General features: G+C 31.9%; 21 protein-coding genes. 16 read left to right on the top strand and 5 right to left on the bottom strand.

Annotation, left to right across the window (positions count from 1 at the left end; genetic code table 11):
- The first annotated feature begins 328 nt into the window (after nucleotides 1-328).
- From KPL55_RS13775 to KPL55_RS13710, 14 genes are all read left to right on the top strand, one after another.
- On the top strand, nucleotides 329-484 hold the full coding sequence (locus tag KPL55_RS13775; RefSeq protein ID WP_312887295.1) for a response regulator: 156 nt from the start codon (nucleotides 329-331) through the stop codon (nucleotides 482-484).
- A complete protein-coding gene (locus tag KPL55_RS13770) occupies nucleotides 484-624 on the top strand; it encodes an FAD-dependent oxidoreductase (RefSeq protein WP_216307308.1) in 141 nt (46 codons plus the stop codon). The genes KPL55_RS13775 and KPL55_RS13770 overlap by 1 nt, the downstream gene beginning before the upstream one ends.
- Before the next feature lie 190 nt (nucleotides 625-814).
- Nucleotides 815-6430, top strand: a complete 5616-nt coding sequence (locus tag KPL55_RS13765) for a glycoside hydrolase family 3 N-terminal domain-containing protein (RefSeq protein WP_216307307.1) — start codon at nucleotides 815-817, stop codon at nucleotides 6428-6430.
- A 257-nt stretch (nucleotides 6431-6687) separates the two neighbouring features.
- Nucleotides 6688-7686 (top strand): dihydroxyacetone kinase subunit DhaK, encoded by a 999-nt coding sequence (gene dhaK, locus KPL55_RS13760; RefSeq protein WP_216307306.1) that lies wholly within the window; start codon nucleotides 6688-6690, stop codon nucleotides 7684-7686.
- Between the two features lie 12 nt (nucleotides 7687-7698).
- Entirely contained in the window at nucleotides 7699-8349 is a 651-nt protein-coding gene (gene dhaL, locus KPL55_RS13755) for a dihydroxyacetone kinase subunit DhaL (RefSeq protein ID WP_216307305.1), read from the top strand.
- Nucleotide 8350: 1 nt separating this feature from the next.
- Entirely contained in the window at nucleotides 8351-8740 is a 390-nt protein-coding gene (dhaM, locus tag KPL55_RS13750; protein WP_216307304.1) for a dihydroxyacetone kinase phosphoryl donor subunit DhaM, read from the top strand.
- 70 nt (nucleotides 8741-8810) lie between these two features.
- A complete protein-coding gene (locus KPL55_RS13745; protein WP_216307312.1) occupies nucleotides 8811-9248 on the top strand; it encodes an HI0074 family nucleotidyltransferase substrate-binding subunit in 438 nt (145 codons plus the stop codon).
- A 1-nt stretch (nucleotide 9249) separates the two neighbouring features.
- Nucleotides 9250-9540, top strand: coding sequence for a nucleotidyltransferase domain-containing protein (locus tag KPL55_RS13740; protein ID WP_216307303.1), 291 nt, complete (start codon nucleotides 9250-9252; stop codon nucleotides 9538-9540).
- Between the two features lie 157 nt (nucleotides 9541-9697).
- The gene (locus KPL55_RS13735) at nucleotides 9698-11263 is read left to right on the top strand and encodes an FAD-dependent oxidoreductase (protein ID WP_216307302.1); all 1566 of its coding nucleotides are present in this window, start codon (nucleotides 9698-9700) and stop codon (nucleotides 11261-11263) included.
- Nucleotides 11264-11317: 54 nt separating this feature from the next.
- Nucleotides 11318-12289 (top strand): tocopherol cyclase family protein, encoded by a 972-nt coding sequence (locus tag KPL55_RS13730; protein ID WP_216307301.1) that lies wholly within the window; start codon nucleotides 11318-11320, stop codon nucleotides 12287-12289.
- Between the two features lie 140 nt (nucleotides 12290-12429).
- Nucleotides 12430-13287, top strand: coding sequence for a hypothetical protein (locus KPL55_RS13725; RefSeq protein WP_216307300.1), 858 nt, complete (start codon nucleotides 12430-12432; stop codon nucleotides 13285-13287).
- A 133-nt stretch (nucleotides 13288-13420) separates the two neighbouring features.
- Entirely contained in the window at nucleotides 13421-13684 is a 264-nt protein-coding gene (locus KPL55_RS13720; RefSeq protein WP_216307299.1) for a hypothetical protein, read from the top strand.
- Between the two features lie 135 nt (nucleotides 13685-13819).
- A complete protein-coding gene (locus KPL55_RS13715) occupies nucleotides 13820-13978 on the top strand; it encodes a hypothetical protein (RefSeq protein ID WP_216307298.1) in 159 nt (52 codons plus the stop codon).
- Between the two features lie 130 nt (nucleotides 13979-14108).
- Complete coding sequence (locus KPL55_RS13710) at nucleotides 14109-14378, top strand: DUF1002 domain-containing protein (protein ID WP_216307297.1); 270 nt, start codon at nucleotides 14109-14111, stop codon at nucleotides 14376-14378.
- A gap of 68 nt (nucleotides 14379-14446) precedes the next feature.
- Here the strand turns inward: KPL55_RS13710 and KPL55_RS13705 are convergent, their stop codons facing one another.
- The 5 genes from KPL55_RS13705 to KPL55_RS13685 all read right to left on the bottom strand — a co-directional run bounded on the left by KPL55_RS13705 (nucleotide 14447) and on the right by KPL55_RS13685 (nucleotide 20420).
- Nucleotides 14447-15379, bottom strand: a complete 933-nt coding sequence (locus KPL55_RS13705; RefSeq protein ID WP_216307296.1) for an ArsR/SmtB family transcription factor — start codon at nucleotides 15377-15379, stop codon at nucleotides 14447-14449.
- A gap of 126 nt (nucleotides 15380-15505) precedes the next feature.
- A complete protein-coding gene (locus KPL55_RS13700) occupies nucleotides 15506-17287 on the bottom strand; it encodes a glycoside hydrolase family 2 protein (protein ID WP_216307295.1) in 1782 nt (593 codons plus the stop codon).
- Between the two features lie 24 nt (nucleotides 17288-17311).
- The gene (locus KPL55_RS13695) at nucleotides 17312-18142 is read right to left on the bottom strand and encodes a carbohydrate ABC transporter permease (RefSeq protein WP_216307294.1); all 831 of its coding nucleotides are present in this window, start codon (nucleotides 18140-18142) and stop codon (nucleotides 17312-17314) included.
- A 4-nt stretch (nucleotides 18143-18146) separates the two neighbouring features.
- Entirely contained in the window at nucleotides 18147-19019 is an 873-nt protein-coding gene (locus KPL55_RS13690; protein ID WP_246599498.1) for a carbohydrate ABC transporter permease, read from the bottom strand.
- Between the two features lie 108 nt (nucleotides 19020-19127).
- On the bottom strand, nucleotides 19128-20420 hold the full coding sequence (locus KPL55_RS13685; RefSeq protein ID WP_216307293.1) for an ABC transporter substrate-binding protein: 1293 nt from the start codon (nucleotides 20418-20420) through the stop codon (nucleotides 19128-19130).
- Between the two features lie 293 nt (nucleotides 20421-20713).
- On the opposite strand from KPL55_RS13685, the gene KPL55_RS13680 reads away from it, so the two are divergent.
- Both KPL55_RS13680 and KPL55_RS13675 read left to right on the top strand, forming a co-directional pair.
- Complete coding sequence (locus KPL55_RS13680; protein ID WP_216307292.1) at nucleotides 20714-20980, top strand: type II toxin-antitoxin system Phd/YefM family antitoxin; 267 nt, start codon at nucleotides 20714-20716, stop codon at nucleotides 20978-20980.
- Nucleotides 20967-21287 (top strand): type II toxin-antitoxin system RelE/ParE family toxin, encoded by a 321-nt coding sequence (locus KPL55_RS13675; RefSeq protein WP_216307291.1) that lies wholly within the window; start codon nucleotides 20967-20969, stop codon nucleotides 21285-21287. The genes KPL55_RS13680 and KPL55_RS13675 overlap by 14 nt, the downstream gene beginning before the upstream one ends.
- The last annotated feature ends 13 nt before the right edge of the window (nucleotides 21288-21300 follow it).

Genomic DNA, 21300 nt, shown 5'->3' with positions numbered 1-21300 from the left:
AGAAGCAAAGAAGAACAAACACACTGCATAAGAAATGCGACCAACAATTTGATCGCATCATCTTATACATTTTTAATTATTTTACGTGTCTACTTGACAGGTGTCGGTTCATTTAGAAGGGTGCCTTTTGTTTTATAAAAATGCCTTAGTTATTGCTATTGCAAACAATTTACAGTAAGGTTTTTATTGTATCGTTACAGAAATTAGTGACGACGTGAAAAAGTTCTGTTAGCTAATATAAAGGTAATTGGAAAAAAATGTAGAAATATAGTTTTAAAGAGTTAAGCTATCCAAAAGATATAAGCATAATAATCAAAGGTAATGTTAGATTGATCTTATATTAAAACAAAAGCCTGATATTGTTTTGTCAGATATTAGAATGCCTCAAATGGATGGGATGTTGCTTGCTAAAAAGATAAGAGAGTCTGGGAATAATACTAAAATAATATTTGTAAGTGGATATGATGATTTGGATTACTTGTAATGGCAGTATGTCTTGCTATGGGAGAAGCTGCTGGAATTGATGCTGATCATTCTTTAAAGCATATGGTGGTAGATGTACATGCGATTGATGTACAGTATCTGAGAGCTAGGCTTATAGAAGAAGGAGCATATTTACTTTAATAATAGAAGAAGCATAAAATTAGAGTTAACGGATATTAAGTTATCTGTTTGCTCTATTTTTTTGGAACTTACATTTAAAAAGGGTGTTTAAAGTGATATAATAATGTTAACATATTGAATTAATGTAAAAGTTTTCATGACACAAATGAAAACGTTTAGAAATGAACAAATTAAAAAAAGGGGGAAATACATGTTGAAAAAATGGTTATCTATGATTCTGACTTTTTCGATGATATTTAGTAGTGCGAACTTTTCTACGGTTTTAGCAGATAGCACTCCTATATATATGGATCAAAGTCAAACAGTTGATATTAGAGTAAAAGATTTACTATCAAAAATGACAATAGATGAAAAAATCGGACAAATGGTACAAGCAGAGAGGGCTTCAGCCACAACTAAAGATGTTACAACCTTTTCTTTAGGCTCTATTTTAAGTGGGGGTGGATCAGTTCCCACACCAAACACGGCGGTGGGATGGGCGGATATGACAGATGGATTTCAAAAGGCCGCGACTGAGTCAAGGCTTGGAATTCCCATACTATATGGAGTAGATGCAGTACATGGAGATAATAATTTAGTTGGAGCAACAATATTCCCTCATAATATAGGGCTTGGAGCTTCAAAAGATGCAAGGATAGTAGAAAAAATTGGACAAGCAACTGCATCGGAGGTAAGAGCTACAGGTGTAAATTGGGCATTTTCTACAGTGCTTGGAGTACCACATAATGAAAGATGGGGAAGGACATATGAATCTTTTGGTGAAAATTCTAATTTAGTTTCTACTTTGGGAACAGCTTATATTAAGGGATTGCAAGGTGATAATCCAGATGTAACGCTCAAACGACCAGATAAAATTATTGCAACTGCAAAACACTTTTTAGGAGAGGGGTTAACCACAGACGGGATTAACCAAGGTAATGCTTTAATACCTGATTCTTTTAATAATAATGGAACGGTAAAGGTTAATTCAAATGGTGAGTTATTAAATAATACAATATTAAAAAATGAATTACTTCCACCTTATAAAGCAGCTATTGCAGCTGGAGTAAGAACCATTATGGTATCTTATAACAGCATAAATGGAGTAAAATGCCATGGTAATGCAGATGTAATCACCAAGATATTAAAAGGTGATGTTAGTAAGGGTGGACTAGGGTTTACTGGTATTGTGGTTTCAGATTGGGAAGGCATAGCGCAAGTTGCAGAAACAACAGATGCTCAAAAAATAAAAACTTCTATTAATGCAGGTATGGATATGGCTATGGTACCAAATACTTGGAGAACTTTTATTCCTACTTTAAAGACTTTAGAAGCGGATGAAAAAGTTACACCAGGAAGTGGTGTAACTGAAACAAGAATTAATGATGCTGTATCAAGAATTCTAAGAATTAAAATTGAAATGGGATTATTTGAAGACCCATATGCTCAAAGAGATTTACTAACTACTGTTGGTTCACAAGCACATAGAGATATTGCAAGTCAAGCAGTGAGAGAATCTTTAGTTTTACTTAAGAATGATAGAGATATTGTAGGAAAGTTAAAACGAAAGAAGAGTATTCTTGTAGCAGGTAAAAGTGCAAATGATATTGGAACACAATCAGGTGGGTGGACAATTTCATGGCAAGGTCAAACTGGTAATGTGACACCTGGTACAACTATTCTACAGGGAATTAAAAGTACGGTTGGTAAAAACGTTAAAATAGGTTATAACAAAAATGGTGTAGCTACAGGAGATTATGATGCTGCAATTGTAGTTATTGGTGAAACTCCTTATGCTGAAACAGATGGAGATAAATCAGCAGATGCATTAACTTTAGATGCGACTGATATTGCAACTATTAATAATGTTAAACGTGATCATCCGAATACTCCAATTGTTGCAGTTTTAGTAACAGGAAGACCTATTACTATAGCTGATCAAATAGATAATTTAGATGGAATTGTTGAAGCATGGCTTCCGGGAACAGAAGGGCAGGGAGTTGCAGAAGTTTTATTTGGAAAATATGACTTTACTGGCAAGCTACCAATAACATGGCCTTGGTATGGTAAGGATATAGTAAATAAATTTGACCCATCAAAAGCTTCAAATTTATTTAATTATGGATATGGACTCAAAAAAGGTAATGATACTACAACTAATGAATATAAGTTGCCAATAAAACCAGTTGTTCCACCAGTTGTAGATACATCATTACCAGTCCCTGGGACAATAGAAGCTGAGGCTTTTATTAGTGGTAATGCAAAAACTGAAACCTGTAGCGAAGGCGGACTAGATGTGGGTAATATTGATGCTAGTACATTTACAAATTATTATGTTAATGTAAAGGAAGATGGACAATATCAAGTAGATTTTAGAGTTGCAGTTGCTGATCCTAATAACTGGGGCAATGCAAACGGGTGTGGGGCTACACTGTCTCTAGGCTCTACATTACTTACAACAGTAGGTTTTCCTTTTGTTCCTGGAAATGGTTGGCAAACATATGCTACTATATCTACGACAAATAGCAACCATGTAAACTTAAAGGCTGGAAAGCAGACATTAGCGTTTAAGGCAACAGCAAATGGATTCAATTTTAATTGGTTTAAGCTTATAAAAGTAGGGGCATATGTGGAACCGCCTGCTCCTATTCCGATTACATCTACAGGAGATGTAATTAATAAAGATGCAGTAAGTGTAACTATGAGCTCAGCTGTACAACCTGCAAGTCAAAGCTGGTATGACTCAGCAAAAGAAATACCAAACAAGCTTTCTCCTAAGGGGAAAATTGATATAACTAAGCCTGGTACAACAAATGAAGTAACTACTATAAAGGTAGATGATTCAAAGAAATATCAGAGCATTTTGGGAGTCGGAACTTCAATAGAAGGATCCACAATAGCTAACCTTAATAGATTGTCACCAAAAGTAAAAAAAGACTTTTTGAAAAAACTTGTTGACCCTGCAGTTGGGGCTGGAATGAGCCTTATGAGAGTAACAATAGGAACTCCTGATTTTACAGGGGATGTATTCCACACTTATTTTGATAATGTTCCAGGAGTTAATGGTCCGGACTGGAAAAATACTAGCAAAAAAGGATTTTCAATAAAATCAGATATTGACGATGGAACTATAGCAACAATTAAAGAAACTTTAGAATTAAATCCAAATATAAAATTGTTTGCATCTTCATGGACTCCACCGGGATGGATGAAGGAAGAAACTTCTAGCAGTAAATCCTTTAATAACAGTGATGGATTACTTCTTCGAGGTGGAAAATTAAGTGATGCACATATTAACGATTTGGCTATGTATTATACAAGATATCTTGAGGAATATGCAAAATTAGGTATTCCAATATATGCAATGACTCTTCAGAATGAACCTATGCTTGAAATTAATTATCCGAGTTGTGCAATTTCTTCAGAGCAAGAAAGATTATTGTCATTAGAATTAAAGAAAGATATCTCTGAGAGTAGTATTCTTAAATCTAAGAATATTGCCCCTAAAATTTGGGCTTTTGATCATAATTTTGATGGCGCGGCTAGCTATGTACCGAAAGTAATAGATGGTGCAAATGGAGTAGATGGAATTGCGTTTCACCCTTATGGTGGAGTTCCAACAGCTATGACCGATATTCATAACCTGTACCCAAACAAAGAAATTCATCTTACAGAAAGAGCTGTATGGGGAACAAAAGGTGCTGATGAGATAGCTAATTATTTCAGAAATTATGCTCAAAGTTATACTTCGTGCGTAACTATGTTAGATAGTAATATATCTCCACACCAATGGCCAGGGACACCAGACCCTACTATGTTTGTTAGAGATGCAAACACTCCAAATAATTATTGGGCATGTCCAGAATATTATATAGAAGGACAATTTTCTAAATTTGTAAGACCTGGTGCAGTGAGAATTGATAGTAACTATGGTTCAAAAGATACTGTTACTAATGTTTCCTTTAAGAATACAGATGGTACAATAGCTACAGTTGTTATAAACCAAACTGATAAGGATCAAACATTTAAGATACTAAACAATGGGACACAAATATTAGCTACAATTCCAGCACAAAATGTAGCAACTTACCAGTGGACTCCAGATACAAGTATTGTACCTCTTCCGGATCCTATTTTAACATCAAATGTACCTGCCAACTCTAAAATTCAAGCTAAAACTTCAAATATAGTGTTGGATTTAACTGGTGGGACATTTATTGAAGATAAGATAAATAATATTACACTATCAGGAGATATGGTATCCAATGGGTTTGTGAGCGCGGGTACAAAGGAATATGTAGATTCAACTCATGTTAAGATAAATTTAACTTGGGCCAATACTTCATATTATGAAGATTTAAAATTTACAGTGAATTTATTAGAATCCTCATATAATAGTGATTCAACCTCAGGAAACACGCTAACAACTGATATTAACTGTCAAGCTAGCGCAACTTCACCTACTAGTCAAATTGCATTAGGTGATACAGAGATAACTTTAACAGAAGCTGATGCGTATAGAAAAATAGGATCTTTGGCTACCAATGTAGTCGCAGGAAATAGAATGGATTATTATCTTGATGTAAAAGCAGCTGGAGAGTACACTATAAGCTATGAAGTGGCTAATAGTAGTGGTTCGCCAAATGCAATTAAGGTAAGTGGTGGAGCGAATACTACAATAGTTGGAGATATATGTTCACTTAGTGTTGGGAACCTTTGGGGTAGCACGGGAGTCATGAAGGACACAGTAAATCTCAAGGCTGGTGTACAAACTTTAAGATTCGAAGCTAGTAATTCTGGATATGAACTAAAGTTAATAAAGATAGCTAAGAAATTAGCACCACAAGAGATTATATCTTCAAAAGCCGGAGATAAAACAATAATTGCGGCTGAGAACTTCTTTGCAGGTTCTAAAGATAAAGGATATCTAATTGAAACTAAGAACGGGATTAAGGACGTTGGATGTGTTGTTGCCGGATCATATTTAGATTATTCTGTAGATGTTAAGACAGCGGGTAAGTTTCAGGTAGACTTTAATTATGCAACAGCGTCAGGAGCAACCCCAGCAGCTGTGTTGCAAAATGGACTAGGTGAAGAATTAGGTAGAATAGAACTAATTAAAAACGGTAGTTGGGAAAATTATCTAGACACAACAAATCCTATGTTTGTAGACTTAAAAGCAGGAGTTCAAAACTTAAGAGTATTTGTTGAGGGGGATGGATTTAACTACAAGACTTTTTCTTTCACAAGGATAATAGATACTACGCCTCCAGTTATAACAGGACAAGATGGTGCAATACTTCTAGGAAACTCGAGTGCTGATCTAGTAAAAGCATTAAATATAAAAGCAATAGATAACTTAGATGGGGATATAACTAGTAATGTAGTACTAGATGTTAGTAAACTTAATTATGATAAAATTGGAACATATATAGTTACAGCAACTGTAGCAGATATATCTAAAAATAATTCACAAGTAAAAACATTTAATGTAACAGTAAAAGATGATATAACCCCGCCAGTTATATCAGGAAATAATATAATGATTGGAATTAACTCGAAATTTGACCCAATAAAATCACTAGGCATAAAAGTAATTGATAACAAAGATGGTGCTATAACTTCAAAAGCAACAATTACACAGAGCGTAAATACAGCTGTATATGGAATATATACGGTTAAAGTTTCAGTAAAAGATAACGCATTAAACCAATCAGAAAGAACATTTATTGTTCGTGTAGTTACTCAAAATGATTATATTAAACATTTAAACAATGGTGGTTTATCTAAATTAGCGGATGGTAATTTTAAGGGATACTTTAAGTAACTAAGCAAAAGAATTGATCAAATTTTGATATGAATAACAGAGAACAATCCTCATTTAGGTATACAGATACACACTAAAATATAAATAACCTTAGTTCTTTAATTTAAGTTCTAAGGTTATTTTTACTTAGTTGAGTAGGTAAAGATTAGTTGAGGTTGTTTTGTGTTGTTAAAACAAGATAATTTGGAGGAATGTTCAATATTATATAGAATATATTAGGTATACTAAGTTTTTTTAATAAATGGAGGCGGTTATAAATGAAAAAATTAATTAACAATCCAGAATTTGTTGTTGAGGAAATGCTTGAAGGTATAGTAATGGCACATCCACAATATGTTAGAAAACTTGAAAATGAAAGTGTACTTGTTAGAACAAATTCTCCTATATTGGGAAAAGTTGCATTAGTTAGTGGTGGCGGAAGTGGACATGAACCAGCACATGGTGGATATGTAGGAAGTGGAATGTTAAATGCAGCAGTTGCTGGAGCAGTATTTACGTCGCCTACTCCAAACCCAATTTATGAAGCGGTAAAAGCTGTAGATGGGGGATGCGGAGTTCTTTTAGTGGTTAAAAACTATACAGGAGATATAATGAATTTTGAAATGGCAAGTGAAATGGCTGAAATGGATGGAATTAAAGTTGAAACTGTTGTTGTTAATGATGATGTAGCAGTTGAAAATAGTCTTTTTACAGCAGGAAGAAGAGGGATAGCTGGAACCGTATTTGTGCATAAAATTGCTGGAGCAAAAGCAGAAGCTGGAGCAAGTTTAGAAGAGGTTAAGGCAGTAGCCCAAAAGGTTATAGCAAATGTACGAAGTATGGGAATGGCTTTAACATCCTGCATAGTTCCCGCTGCAGGTAAACCCAATTTTACCTTAGCAGAAGATGAAGTTGAGATTGGCATGGGTATACATGGAGAGCCAGGAACCCATAGGGAAACTCTTAAACCTGTTGATGAAGTAGTAGATCAACTTCTATCGAAAATATTAGCTGATATGCCGTTAGAGTCAGGCTCTGAAGTAGCAGTTATGGTTAATGGGCTTGCAGCTACTCCTTTAATGGAACTATATATTGCTAATAGAAGGGTTCATAAGCTTTTGGCGGAAAAGGGAATTAAAGTTTATAGAACATTTGTTGGAGAATATATGACCGCTCTTGAGATGGCAGGATTTTCTGTTACATTATTAAAACTTGATGATGAACTAAAGGTTCTTTTAGATGCACCTGCAGATACACCTGCATTAAAGGTGTTATAGGGAGGTAATAAGATGAGTATTTCAGGATTACAAGTAATTTCAATATTAAATAAGATCGCAAATGTAATTGAAGAAAATAAGAGTTATTTGTGTGAATTAGATGCAGCTATAGGCGATGGAGATCATGGAATTAACATGAACAAAGGGTTTATTGCTGTTAAAGATAAGCTAAAGGATAATAATGGAGTCGACATTGGAGATATTCTTAAGAAGACTGGAATGGCTTTAGTTTCAAATGTAGGGGGGGCATCAGGACCACTATATGGAACAGCGTTTATGAAAGCGGCTGGAGAAGTTAATGGAAAAGAAAATATAGATATTGAAGATTTTATTAAAATAATGGAAGCCGCTTTAGGTGGAGTTATGATGAGAGGTAAAGCTGAAATAGGAGAAAAAACAATGATAGATGCTATTGCACCAGCTATTGATGTTATGAAAGAATCTCTAAAAGCGGGTTTATCCTCAGTGGATATTCTAAAAGCTTCAAAAGATGCAGCACTTAAAGGTGTAGAATATACAAAAACTATAATAGCGACAAAAGGAAGAGCAAGTTATCTTGGAGAAAGAAGTATTGGTCATCAAGATGCAGGAGCAACCTCCAGTTACTTAATATTAAATGCTATTTTTGAGCAAGTAAAAGGCATAAAGGAAGGACTGGTGTAGTATGGTAGGAATCGTATTAATATCACATAGTAGCAAGGTGGCAGAAGGAGTAAAAGAGTTAGCACTTCAAATGATAGACAATATTTCGATTATAGCTGCGGGAGGGACTAAAGAGAATGAGCTAGGAACTGATATGGATAAAATCACTTTAGCCATAAACCAAGTATACTCAGAAGATGGCGTAGTTATATTATTCGATCTTGGCAGTGCATATATGAATGCGCAGATGGCTATTGAAACACTTCCCGAGGAAATGCAGAAAAAAGTTAAAATTCTCGATTCAGCTTTTGTTGAAGGAGCAATTGTTGTAGCTGTACAAAGTGGCATTGGCAAAAATTTAATGGAGATTGAAGAAGCGGTTAAGGAGCTATGTCTTCATAAAATACTATAAGAATAGTAGTAGAATTGATGTGTTTATATATGGTAAAATAATATATATAACTTAGGAAGGGTGATTGAGTATTATGGGAATATTAGATAAATACGATGAAGCGATAAAATTATCATATAACTACGCATATAGAATGTTAGTCCATCTAAAGAATATAACAGATAATTTTAATAATATAAAAGATCCAGATGATATAACAGTAGAAGTATATAGAGATTCTATTATTAAAAAATATGAAACATTAGAAGATTTAACTTGGAAGTTACTCTCAAAGATCTTTAAGGCTTCAGGCCTAGAAATAAATAATCCAAGAGGTTGTTATAAGCAAGCCTTCAAGGAAGGATTAATTAATGATATAGAAATCTGGAATGACATCTTATTATCAAGAAACTCTACATCACATATTTATGATGAGCAGGATTATGAAAAAATTAAAAATAAGATAGTAAGTGATTATACAGATGCAATAGAAAATCTATTATTTAACCTTTCTAATGTGGTAATGTGATATGTATGGTATTGAAAAAGAAGTATATAAAAACCTGATAAATTATTTCCAAAATAATAGTAGTATTGATAAAGTAATATTATTTGGGTCAAGAGCAAAAGAAACAGAAAATATAAATTCAGATATAGATTTATGTATAGGGTTTGCAGGTAAAAGTAAAGGGATTATTGTAGAAGAAATAAATGATATAATAGGAATTTATTCTTGTGATATTGTTTTTCTAGATTCGTTAAATGAAAATATAGAAAAACAGATAGCTAGAGATGGAATTGAAATTTATAGTAAGAAATAACAATTAAATCAACAAAAACAAGCGCTGATATATTTAAATATCAACGCTTATTTTACTTTAATTAATGGATAATTAAAGTATTGAAACAATACATATTTTTGACTATATAAACACAAAATACATATGTTTAATTATGTTAAAGGAAGGGAGTAAATTCATGGATGAAAAGAATAATATGTGCATTAACAATATTTTAACACCAAAATCTTATTGGCTTGATTCAACAAAGGATCCAAATTACCCAACTTTAGATAAAGATATAAAAGTTGATATAGTAATTATAGGCGGTGGAATTACTGGAATTACGACAGCTTTACTACTGAAAAATGAAGGGTTTAAAGTTGCTTTAATTGAGGCTGATAAGATAGTTCAAGGAACTACAGCGCATTCTACAGCTTATGTTACATCGCAACATGATTTAATATATAGTAATTTAATTAATACTATGGGGAGTGAAAAAGCTAAACAATATGCAGATGCTAACGAAGGGGCTATAGATTTTATAGAAGAGATGGTAAAGAAATATGATATTGATTGTGACTTTTCTAGGCTACCAGCGTATGTTTATACAACAGATGAAAAATATGTAGATACGCTTATAGAAGAAGCTGCATCAGCTAAAAGTCTAGGAATAAAAGCAAAATATATTAAAGACTTAGATCTACCATTTTCAATAAAGGGGGCATTATGCTTTGAGGAGCAGGCCCAATTTCATCCTAGAAAGTACCTTCTTAAAATTGCGGAAAATATTTGTGGCAATGATAGTCAAATTTATGAAAATACAAGAGCTGTAGATATAGAACATGATAAAGTATATACGGTAATAACAGATACAGGATTTAAAATAATAGCCTCAAAAGTCGTGTTGGCTTCACATTTTCCTTTTTATGATGGTTTGGGATTATATTTTTCAAGACTTAGGCCACAAAGGTCATACGTAATATCCGCAATAATAAAGGATAAATTGCCAAAAGGTACATTTGTAGATGCAAGTGAAGCTGGTTGGTATTTTAGGACACAAAATTATAATGATGCTCAGATGATAATTATTGGAGGGCAAGATCATAAAACTGCTCATGGTGGTGACTTGATTAAACACTATGTTAATTTAAAAAATTATGCAGAAAAAAACTTTGATGTTGAAAAATTTCTATATAGATGGTCAACCCAAGACTATATAACATTAGATGGTGTCCCATATGTAGGGAATCTTACTTCAACATCTGAAAATATTTATGTTGCGACTGGTTATGGAGAATGGGGAATGACGAATGGAACAGCTGCTGCAGGTATACTGAGGGATCTTATAGTTAAAAATGAAAGCCCTTATCAAGAGGTATATAATCCATCACGTCATATTTCCGCTGAGGTTATTAAGAACTTCGCTAAAGAAAATTTTGATGTTGCAAAGCAGTTAATAAAAGGAAAACTTCAGGTTGGACAATATAATTTTGATTTAAAAAATGATGAGGGAAAGATGGTACAGATTGATGGGGAAAGATATGGTGCATATAGAGATAAAGATAGTGAGTTACATATAGTTGATATAACATGTACACATTTAGGGTGTGAACTAAAATGGAATAATGCAGAAAGATCTTGGGATTGTCCTTGCCATGGGTCAAGATTTACTTTTGAGGGAGACATTATAGAAGGGCCTGCTGTTACTAGGTTAAATCACTACAAAGAAAGTAATAATACAATTGATTCAAATATAATTTGATAGGTTTTATGTTGAATTTTGTTAGGGGAATTATTAGGGTGAAGGGTGATATAGATGTGGTTGAATAAAATTAAGAATCCTATGTTATTTCAAGGAAATAATAAAAGTAAAGGATATTTTGAAGGCTGGTACTATAAGCAAATTTCAGAGGATGAAAAAAAGGTTATAAGTTTTATACCTGGTATTAGCTTATTTAATAATGATGTTCATTGTTTCGTTCAATATATATTTGTGAGTTTAGATGATTATAAAAAGAAAACTATAAAAACAGGGTATGTAAAATATTCTCTCAAAGATTTTAAAATTAGCAATAGTCCTTTTAGGTTACAGATAGGAGAAAATATTTTCACTGAGTCAATGATATCAATTAAACTATTAGATGAAGATTTACATATTGAAGGAAAATTAAAATTAGGTTCATTAACTCCTATCAAAAGGTCCATTTTAAGCCCTAATATAATGGGATGTTTTGCATATATACCTAAAATGGAATGTTATCATGGCATTGTTAGCATGAATCATATTGTTAATGGAATGATTAAAATTAATGAAGAAGAAATAGATATTAACAATGGGAAAGGATATATCGAAAAAGATTGGGGGAATTCTTTTCCCAAAAAATATATTTGGATTCAAGCTAATAATTTTGAAAATATAAACACAAGTATTTTTTGTTCTATAGCTGATATTCCATTCATGAGTAAAAGTTTTATGGGATACATATGTAATTTAGTTGTTGATGGAAGGGAATATAGATTTGCAACATATAATAATAGTAAATTAAAAATTGAAAGTATAACTAATGAAAAGATATCAATATTATTAGAAAATAATAAAGAAACGCTTAGAATAGAAGCAAATATAAAAGAAGCAGGAGAATTAATTGCTCCAGAGCAAGGAAAAATGCAAAAAATAATTAAAGAAGAAGTTTTAGGCGAAGTGAAAATTCATTTATATAATAACCAAAATAGTACTGTTTATGAAGATACATGTTTTGTGGGTGGCATTGAAATTGTAGGGTTTTAATTTGGGCCGGGTTCTTTTTGAAAAAGTGTAGCCTCTTTATTGAATATTTTATAATGTTAAAGTAAATAATAATATTTATATGTTTACTGATTTATATTTTATTTATCTTAAGTGTTAAAAATAAATTTTAGAGGTGTATTATGCAAAATATATTCTGGTATATTATTATAGCTATCATTTCGTTAGTAAGTACAGGTTACACTATATACTTGAAGAGAGACACTTATAGAGTTTCAACACTTTTGGTATTTTATTTATATATGGCTGGGTTTACGTGGATTTGTGAATTTTTGGTGCTTGGTTTATTTAATGCTTATTCATATAAAACTGGTTTCTTTATAGACCCTTGGGCCCAAAATCTACTAGGGCATCTAATACTAAATACGACATTTTACCCGGCGGCAGCCATTATAGTGGTGACCAGTTTACGTCGTTACACTTGGATTTCATTTTTTATTGCTTTGTTTACCTTTATTGATTATTTGTATGTATACATAAGAGTATATGAGCACCATTGGTGGAGATATTATATGACGGCTATTACAGTTTTGGTCTTGCTAATAATTGCTTATAAATGGTTCGATAGATTAAAACAAAAACGTTATGGATTAACAAGAGCAATAACATTCTATTTTGTTGCGATGGTAATCATACATACTCCAGCTCCAATACTATTACTTATGGGGAAACAATATTACAAGATAGGCTTTGTAAATAATCTATGTGGTAACCTATACCTATCCAGTATCATAATTATTTTTTTCTATCATGTAATTGAAGCTCTTCTATTAGTATTATTTACATGTGTGCTCAAACGGTGGCATTGGAGTTTAATACCATTTTTTATTTCTATTGTAACTCAAAGTATATTTGTAAAAATGGGCATATTAATTATGGAAGGTGGATGGAGATTTGCCTACACTCTAATTGTATATGAGGTATTTATAGCAATATTTATTTTGATTGAAAAGAATACATTAAAACCAAATACAAACTAATTTAGAATAACCCCTCCGATTATAAAAATTACTACATATATTTCTAAAAAAGGTATTTTAATTTACTATTAAAAATACATTAATTAATATATAATAGAATTACGAACTGATGTTCGTGAAATTGGGGGAGAGTATGAAAATAATAGCTAAAGCAATTGAGGTAGTTAGTTGGACAAATACTGAAGGAAAAATAAATCCAATAAGATTTAGAATTTCAAATGATGATAAAAGTATAAGTGTAATTAAAATAGATAAAGTTATTACAATTGACAAGGAGAAGCTTGCAGGTAATAATATGCTAGTATTTAGGTGCCAAGGAATAATTAAGGGGTCTGAGAGGTTATATGAATTGAAATATGAATTGGGTACATGTAAGTGGATATTATTTAAGATTTAAGAGCATCTAATTAATTTAGGTGTTTTTTTATTATCTTATAATTATTAGTATATTTACATCATTATATTCTAATCATAAATATAGCTAATAAAATAATAAACAAATAATAAGATAATATAAAATTGAGGTGATAATATGGATAAGGAAATAGAATCTTTATTAAATAAACTATTAGAAGGTCAGATAAGAATTGAAAGAAAATTAGATGATGTTGTAATTAATTTAAATAGGTTCGAATCTAAAACAGCAAGTAACTGGGATAGCGCTAACATTTCTGACAAAACCCGAGTTTAAATATAAAATGGATGGTAAATAAAATTTTATTACAATACGGAAGTAATATTCAATGATTAACCTGACTTTCTAATGAAAATAGTAATATAGTTCATAAATATTGCATAGTTAGTTATAGGAGGTGATATTTATGGAAAAGTATAGAAAGAGTATTATAGCCACAATAGATAAAGCTAATAGGGATATCACTATTATAAAAAGTGATATGGCATCAAATAAAAAAGATGTAGAAGAGATTAAGGATATAATTGACAGGTTAAAAAAAATAGAGCTAGATTTAAATCCAAAACAAAAATGGATGAAAGCAAAGATAGATTCATTAGACTTAACATTAAAGGAAGTATCAGAAATTAAGTTTGATATATTATATTCCGTTTTGCCGGGTAGAGAGATTAAATAACAAGTAGAGTCAATACTTTAAAGCAGTATTGACTTTATATTTTTTAGTACAATTCATTAATAAGTATATTATAATAAGCTGTACTTAACCTTCATTATAATTGATTGATCATAATTTCCAAACTTTTTACCAAATAAATTTATACCACCTTTATTAATAGCATTTTCCTTGATGCCGATTTTTAGCTTTATGAAAATGTTATTATCAAGGTGAACATCTGCAACCTTAACATCAGAGACATGTCTTCCATCCTCAAAGGTACCAACATTTGTTATATCCCAAGTTTTAAGTATCCCATATTGCGTACCGTATTCATACCACCAATCAGGATTTAATTTACCTCTTACTCCTCCAAAATCACCAGGGCTATTCCATGTTGTTACTTCAACATCATTTACCCAAATGGTTATATCCGAGGGCCATTCATTATTATAGTTAGGTGCTTCGGAACAAATTTCCATTGAAAATTGTAAATTGTCAACTAATGCACTTTTACTATTAAGCTCACCCCTAGAAAATTTATATTCTATATAACCATTTCTAAACCATATTAGTTCAGCGTTAATTCTTTCAGGAACAAAAAAATCGCCTGGTTCATCCTCAATTGCTATCATCTTTTCCGCTCCTGCAATACCACAAGTTGGGTAAATCAAACAATCAGAAAAGTTTCCTAAAGGCATTTCGACCTTATAGAGGCCATAATCCTTATCTGATTTGTAGTTTTGGCATAGAGATATACTTACATCATCATAATTTTTACTGCATATTTTCTTAGTACCCCTATTCCCCGACTCAAATTGTGTTGTAATAAGACCAACTTCATCAAGGATATTTATGTTAAATGCAGCTGTAGATACTGCTATATTTAAATTTTGTGCAATTTCAACTACATTCATATTCTTTTTACCTAATAGCTTTAAGATATTAATTCTAATTTCTGAGGATAACCCACGTCCTATTTGACTTAGTTTTTTAGGATCATCCAATGACAATTTTAACATAATTAGTTACCTCCCTAGACAATATATGAAAATAATATCATAAACGGTTTAATATTACAATAATCTTGTAATATTAAACCGTTTATTTGTGTCATAGTTGATACTTTCAGGAGAAATAACAGTATGTTATATAACAATGTTGTCATTTATAATTTTTATCTTAGGTAGACTTATTTTTGCTGATCTATCTTCATATAGTAATCCATTTACCTCTTGTTGAACATCTGTTATTTGTGTATAACAATATCCACACGCATATCCAAGCCTTTTAATTTCATTTGTAATAGACATATATCTTGTTAAAAATTCTTCTTCTGTTTTTACCTGATTTCCATAACCCCAACCTACATTATTTTTAAATGCAATACCACCGTACTCACTTATGATTATTGGTTGCCCTTTATAAGAGTAGCCATTAGCAAAATTGCACTTCTTGTTAGTATTAAGTAGTTTATCACTTACAACAAGATCTTTATCGACATATTTTATTGCAAATACACTTCCAAGTTCTTCATAGTCATGAATAGTTAAAATATCAGAAATCGTATGCTCCCAGCCATCATTTACAATTACAGGCCTTGTTTGGTCAATAGATTTTGTTAAATAGTATAGAGCCTCGGTAAAGTTTTGTTGCTTTTTATCTACTAAAATATTAGGAACTCCCCAGGATTCGTTAATCGGAACCCAAGCTACAATAGATGGATGATTATAGTTTTGAGTTACAACATCAAGCCATTCCGGAATGAAATTTTTTATACTTTCATCATTGTACTCATAGGTCGCTGGAAATTCAGACCAAACTAATACTCCCTTTTGGTCACACCAATATAAATATCTTTCATCCTCAACTTTCATGTGTTTTCTAACTCCATTGAAACCCATGGCTAAGGTTTTATCGATATCTTCTAATATTGCATTTTCGCTAGGAGGGGTTAGCAGCGTATCTGGCCAATAACCTTGATCAAGTATCAATTTTTGGTATAGTTCATGATTGTTAAGTAGGACTTTGCCATTATCTATTGATATTTTTCTCATTCCAAAGTAGGAACCTACTTCATCTAATAAGAGTTCTCCACCATATAGTTTAAATTTAACATCATACAAATTAGGGTTTTGAGGATCCCAAAGCAAGAATTTCAAATGTACTCCATCGTTTAATGAATCATTAGTAACATCAACAATTAATTTGAAATAACTTCGATCTGGTTTTATTGACACCTCACTGATTGTTTTGCCTTTAAAAGATATCTCTGTAACCACTCTAAGGTCCATATCAGATCGGAAATTACTTAATGAATATTCAAAAGAAGCTGTTGCATCATCTATATTTGGTGTGATTTTAACCATTTCAAGATTACTATTATTTAAATACTCCATCCATACAGTCTTCCAAATACCAGTAGACTGAACATACCAACAAGCATAGTTTTCATCATGCCATCTTTGTTTACCCCTTGGTTGACAAGTACTTATCGAGTCTTCACATTTGACTACAAGATTATTTACATCTCCAAACTTTACATGCTTTGTTACATCAAATTTAAATTTATTACTACTACCTTTATGGAGGCCTACATAAGTTCCATTAACCCATACTTTGGTTATATAATCTGCACCTTGGAAATTAAGAATTATACTTTTTTTATCGTACTTTGGATCTAATAGAAATTCTCTTTGATACCATACATTAGCGTGGTGAGACTCATCATGAATACCACTAGCTAAACTTTCGTAAACATAGGGTACATTAATTTTTTTATCAAATTCTTTTTCGTTATACCATTTTTGGGTTTCACCTACATTTATATCGTCAAAAGCAAAATTCCATATTCCATTTAAATTATCCCAAGCATCCCGTGCAAACTGTGGTCTTGGATATTCATCTAATACATATTTTTTATTTTCCATTATATTCTCCTTAATTTATGTCTTTTAACCTTTTATGCCCGACATTGTTACACCCTTAATTATCTGTTTTTCAAATAGGATAAACACAATGATTACGGGGATTGAGGCAATTGAATTTACCGTCATCGGAAGAACATATCCATTTGTGTAATTTGAATTAAAAATCGGTATTCCAAGTGGGATTGTATAAAGTTTTTCAGATGTTACACATAAGAACGGCCATAAGAAATTATTCCAGCTTCCTATGAAAGTCAATATTGCAATTGAGGCAAGGGCTGGTTTTGCAAGAGGAAGTACTATACTTGTAAAACTTCTAAATAAACCACAACCATCAATTGAGGCACTATCTAAAATTTCCGATGGAACTCCATCAAAAAAACCCTTTAATATTATAACGGCCATTGGAGATGCAAGACCAGGTAGTATTATGCCTGCATATGAGTCGAGTAGATTAAAATTTTTGATAATCTGGTAAAGTGGTATAATTGTAGCCTCACCAGGTAACATAAGTCCAAACAAAATGAATAACATAATGTATTTGTTATATTTACCTTTGATTACTTTAGAAAGAGCATAGGCAGCCATTGAAGATACAGTAACTGTTGCTATTGTGGATACAACTGAAATAAATAGACTATTAAATATCCAGGTTGTCATTCCAGAAGTACGCAAAACCTTTGGATAAGTCATTAGAGAATAAGGCGGTTTAAACCAACTTAATACATTATTAATTATATCGCCTTCATGTCTTAAGGACACAAACACCATCCATATTAGTGGGATTACGAAAACAAATGCCAATATTAATGAGAATATTGTAATAACAACACCAGAATAATTTCTCTTTGATTTCATAAGTCTAAACCTCCTTTTCTCTAGTTACTCTAAATTGGATTAAGGTTACAACAACTAGAATTAAAAACAAACCATAGGATAGAGCTGAAGCGTAGCCTAAACTAGATTTAGTAAAGCCTGTTTCATATATATATTGAATGATTGGCCTTGTTGAAGATCCTGGACCACCATTAGTAATAAGCAATATCTGTGAAAATACTTTAAACGAAGATAAAACTTGAAGCATTACTATGATTTTTGTTATTGGTTTAAGATGTGGTAGTGTTATACTAAAAAAGATCTGGGACTTAGTAGCACCGTCAAGGGACGCCGCTTCATATATTTCTTCAGAAACATCTTGCAGTGCCGATAAGTATAAGATCATATTAAAACCGACTGTCCACCATATTGTTGTAAGAATTATAGAAACCCATGCAAGATGTTGATTTGCAAGCCAAAAGGGCTCTCCTTTAATACCACAAAGATGTAAAAACGAATTTAACAAACCGGTATATGGTTGGAGAACAAAGATTGCTAAATAAGAAATCACTGATACAGTTAATACACTAGGTATAAAAAAGGTTACTCTAAATAATTTCATAAATTTTGATTTACGATTAGAAATTAATGCTAATAGTAATGCAATAATAACCATTGTAGGTGTTGATACTACAACAAAAAATGTTGTGTTTTGTAAAGCTCCCCAGAAATCACTATCACCTAGCATTTTCTGATAGTTTTGTAACCCTACAAAATCAATTTTTCTAATAATACTCCATTTGTAAAAACTCATATATAACCCTTGAAGCATAGGGTATATAGTAAATACTAAATACAATATTGAAAAAGGTAGTAGAAACAATGTACTGACAATTACGACCTTATGTTTTTTATTCAAATTGTAAAACCCCCTATAATTTATTTAATGGAAATATTCATTAGAATAAAAACCTTGCCGTGATTGATTAGCTCAACCATGGCAAAGGCTTTTACAATTAAATCTAATCTATTTTACAAGGTTGTCTATATCTGATGCCATTTTTGTAAGTGCAGTTTTTGAATCTTTGCTTCCATTCCATATAGTATCGAGGTCTTTTTTAATTACATCAAACATTGCCCAGTTAGTAGTACTTTTAGAGAAGAATACTACATGTTTAGCTGCCTCTGCGTAATCTTGTATATAAGGTAATTTTTTGAATTCTTCACTGGCAACAACTTTATCTGAAGCTGGAATATGACCAGCCTGAGCCCAAATTGGAGCACTATCTGCAACGAAACTAGCAAATTTCATTGCTGCTTCTTGTTTTTCTTTATCTTCATCTTTTTGAACTGGAATAATAATAGTATGTGAATCTCCCCAGGTAGCAGCTTTACCCATTAGTGTTGGAAGTTCACAAGCTCCAAACGATAAACCCTTAATTCCCTCAAATACAGGAGTACACCAACCACCAGTGAAGGTTATAGCTGCTTTTCCTGATGAAAAAGTTTTAACGAAGTCAGCAAGATTCTTTTGAACATATCCTTTTGTAAATAAGCTCTTAACAAAGTCAGCTGATTTAACTGCTTTCTCCATATCAATGCTAGATTTCTTGAAATCTTCACTTAAAAGTGTTGTTGGACCTTGTTGAACGTAAAGTGAATACCATAGCCTGTATATATCATCGCCGGAATTTGACTCTGCCAAAGGATACACACCTGCTGGTAGTTTTGATTTTAATGTTGATAAGAATTTCTCGAATCCTTCAACTCCAGGTTCCATAATAGGTTTTCCGTCAGCACTAAGTAATCCTGCGTTTTTTAACAATGTTTTATTATAAAACATTACGAAGGGATGGGTATCTAGTGGAACTGCATAATGTTCATCATCATAGACGGTTGATGATAAAATATTCTTATTGAATTTACCCCAATCCATTTTAATATCCGTCGCATATTTATCTAGTGGATAGACTGTTCCGCTTTCAACAAGTGCTGGAAGTTGTGAAATGTGTGCTGCGCCTATATCAGGTCCTTTTCCAGCAGCAACTGCTGCCGTAAGTTTTGTATAATATGGAGTACCCCAAGCTTGAATAACATTTTTAACTACTATATCTGATTGTGATTTGTTGTAATTATCAACAATAGTTTGCATGTAAGTACCTTCTCCACCACCAAAAAATGACCAGTAGGTAAGTTGAATCTTGGTACCTGCTGTTTTCTTAGTTGAAGCCGGTTCTGCTGTATTTTTAGCGGTAGAACATGAAATTGTTGTTAAAGACAGCATAAGACATATTACTGTGGCTAAAACTTTTCTTTTCATTAATTAATCCCCCATTAAATTTATTTATAATTTCATCAGCATATAACTGAATTAATTATCAAAGTTATAACTTAATTGTTTTGTTACAATAATCTTGTTTGAATACGATTTCATTATATTCCTAATTATATAACCAGTCAATAGCATTTTTGGATTATATTATACTTTGTTTATAATTAGATCTAAGTTAAATTAACAAATGGATAGTAGATATGAGTGGAGATTACTGAATTTTGAACATAATTATGCTATAATAATGAAAAGAACTAAAATAAAATAAGAGGTAATATTTTATGCCACTAATAAGACCAATAAAAGATTTGAGAAATACAAGTGAAATATCTGAGATGTGTCATAAAAAACGAGAACCTATTTTTATTACTAAAAACGGTTATGGAGATTTGGTTGTAATGAGTATGGAAACTTATGAATCACAACTTGCCATAGTAGGAGTCTACAAAAAACTAGCTGAAGCTGAAGCCCAGATTTCAGAGGGAGTGACTTTACTAGATGGCGAAGATGTTTTCAAGAAGTTGAGGAAAAAACATGCAAATAAATGAATACAAAGTAAAATTCACACCAGTTGCTGAGGATGACTTAGATCAGATTTATGAGTATATAGTTAATAAATTATTTGCAGAAACTGCCGCAAGTCGTTTGATGGAAAAAATAGAAACTGGGATAATGAGGTTAGGTCAGTTCCCTTTTTCTTGTAGTCATGTTTTAGACGAAGCATTAAAAATAAGAGGTTATCGTAAGTTCATAGTAGATAATTATATTGTATTTAACCTAGTGAATGAAACTGAAAAACAAGTGGTAATAATGCGGATTCTTTATGGAGCTAGAGATTATGAGAATTTAATGTAATAATATTATATAA

It is taken from the genome of Clostridium lacusfryxellense (assembly GCF_018861735.1).
In the GTDB taxonomy this organism is placed as follows: domain Bacteria; phylum Bacillota; class Clostridia; order Clostridiales; family Clostridiaceae; genus Clostridium_AD; species Clostridium_AD lacusfryxellense.
Note: the sequence above shows the minus strand (reverse complement) of the source record. Positions and strands in the feature narration are given on the sequence as shown.

Coding starts and splice junctions, on each gene's coding strand:
- KPL55_RS13770 (WP_216307308.1), top strand. CDS start 484: ATGGCAGTATGTCTTGCTATGGGAGAAGCTGCTGGAATTGATGCTGAT.
- KPL55_RS13765 (WP_216307307.1), top strand. CDS start 815: ATGTTGAAAAAATGGTTATCTATGATTCTGACTTTTTCGATGATATTT.
- dhaK (WP_216307306.1), top strand. CDS start 6,688: ATGAAAAAATTAATTAACAATCCAGAATTTGTTGTTGAGGAAATGCTT.
- dhaL (WP_216307305.1), top strand. CDS start 7,699: ATGAGTATTTCAGGATTACAAGTAATTTCAATATTAAATAAGATCGCA.
- dhaM (WP_216307304.1), top strand. CDS start 8,351: ATGGTAGGAATCGTATTAATATCACATAGTAGCAAGGTGGCAGAAGGA.
- KPL55_RS13740 (WP_216307303.1), top strand. CDS start 9,250: ATGTATGGTATTGAAAAAGAAGTATATAAAAACCTGATAAATTATTTC.
- KPL55_RS13735 (WP_216307302.1), top strand. CDS start 9,698: ATGGATGAAAAGAATAATATGTGCATTAACAATATTTTAACACCAAAA.
- KPL55_RS13730 (WP_216307301.1), top strand. CDS start 11,318: ATGTGGTTGAATAAAATTAAGAATCCTATGTTATTTCAAGGAAATAAT.
- KPL55_RS13725 (WP_216307300.1), top strand. CDS start 12,430: ATGCAAAATATATTCTGGTATATTATTATAGCTATCATTTCGTTAGTA.
- KPL55_RS13720 (WP_216307299.1), top strand. CDS start 13,421: ATGAAAATAATAGCTAAAGCAATTGAGGTAGTTAGTTGGACAAATACT.
- KPL55_RS13715 (WP_216307298.1), top strand. CDS start 13,820: ATGGATAAGGAAATAGAATCTTTATTAAATAAACTATTAGAAGGTCAG.
- KPL55_RS13710 (WP_216307297.1), top strand. CDS start 14,109: ATGGAAAAGTATAGAAAGAGTATTATAGCCACAATAGATAAAGCTAAT.
- KPL55_RS13705 (WP_216307296.1), bottom strand. CDS start 15,379: ATGTTAAAATTGTCATTGGATGATCCTAAAAAACTAAGTCAAATAGGA.
- KPL55_RS13700 (WP_216307295.1), bottom strand. CDS start 17,287: ATGGAAAATAAAAAATATGTATTAGATGAATATCCAAGACCACAGTTT.
- KPL55_RS13695 (WP_216307294.1), bottom strand. CDS start 18,142: ATGAAATCAAAGAGAAATTATTCTGGTGTTGTTATTACAATATTCTCA.
- KPL55_RS13685 (WP_216307293.1), bottom strand. CDS start 20,420: ATGAAAAGAAAAGTTTTAGCCACAGTAATATGTCTTATGCTGTCTTTA.
- KPL55_RS13680 (WP_216307292.1), top strand. CDS start 20,714: ATGCCACTAATAAGACCAATAAAAGATTTGAGAAATACAAGTGAAATA.
- KPL55_RS13675 (WP_216307291.1), top strand. CDS start 20,967: ATGCAAATAAATGAATACAAAGTAAAATTCACACCAGTTGCTGAGGAT.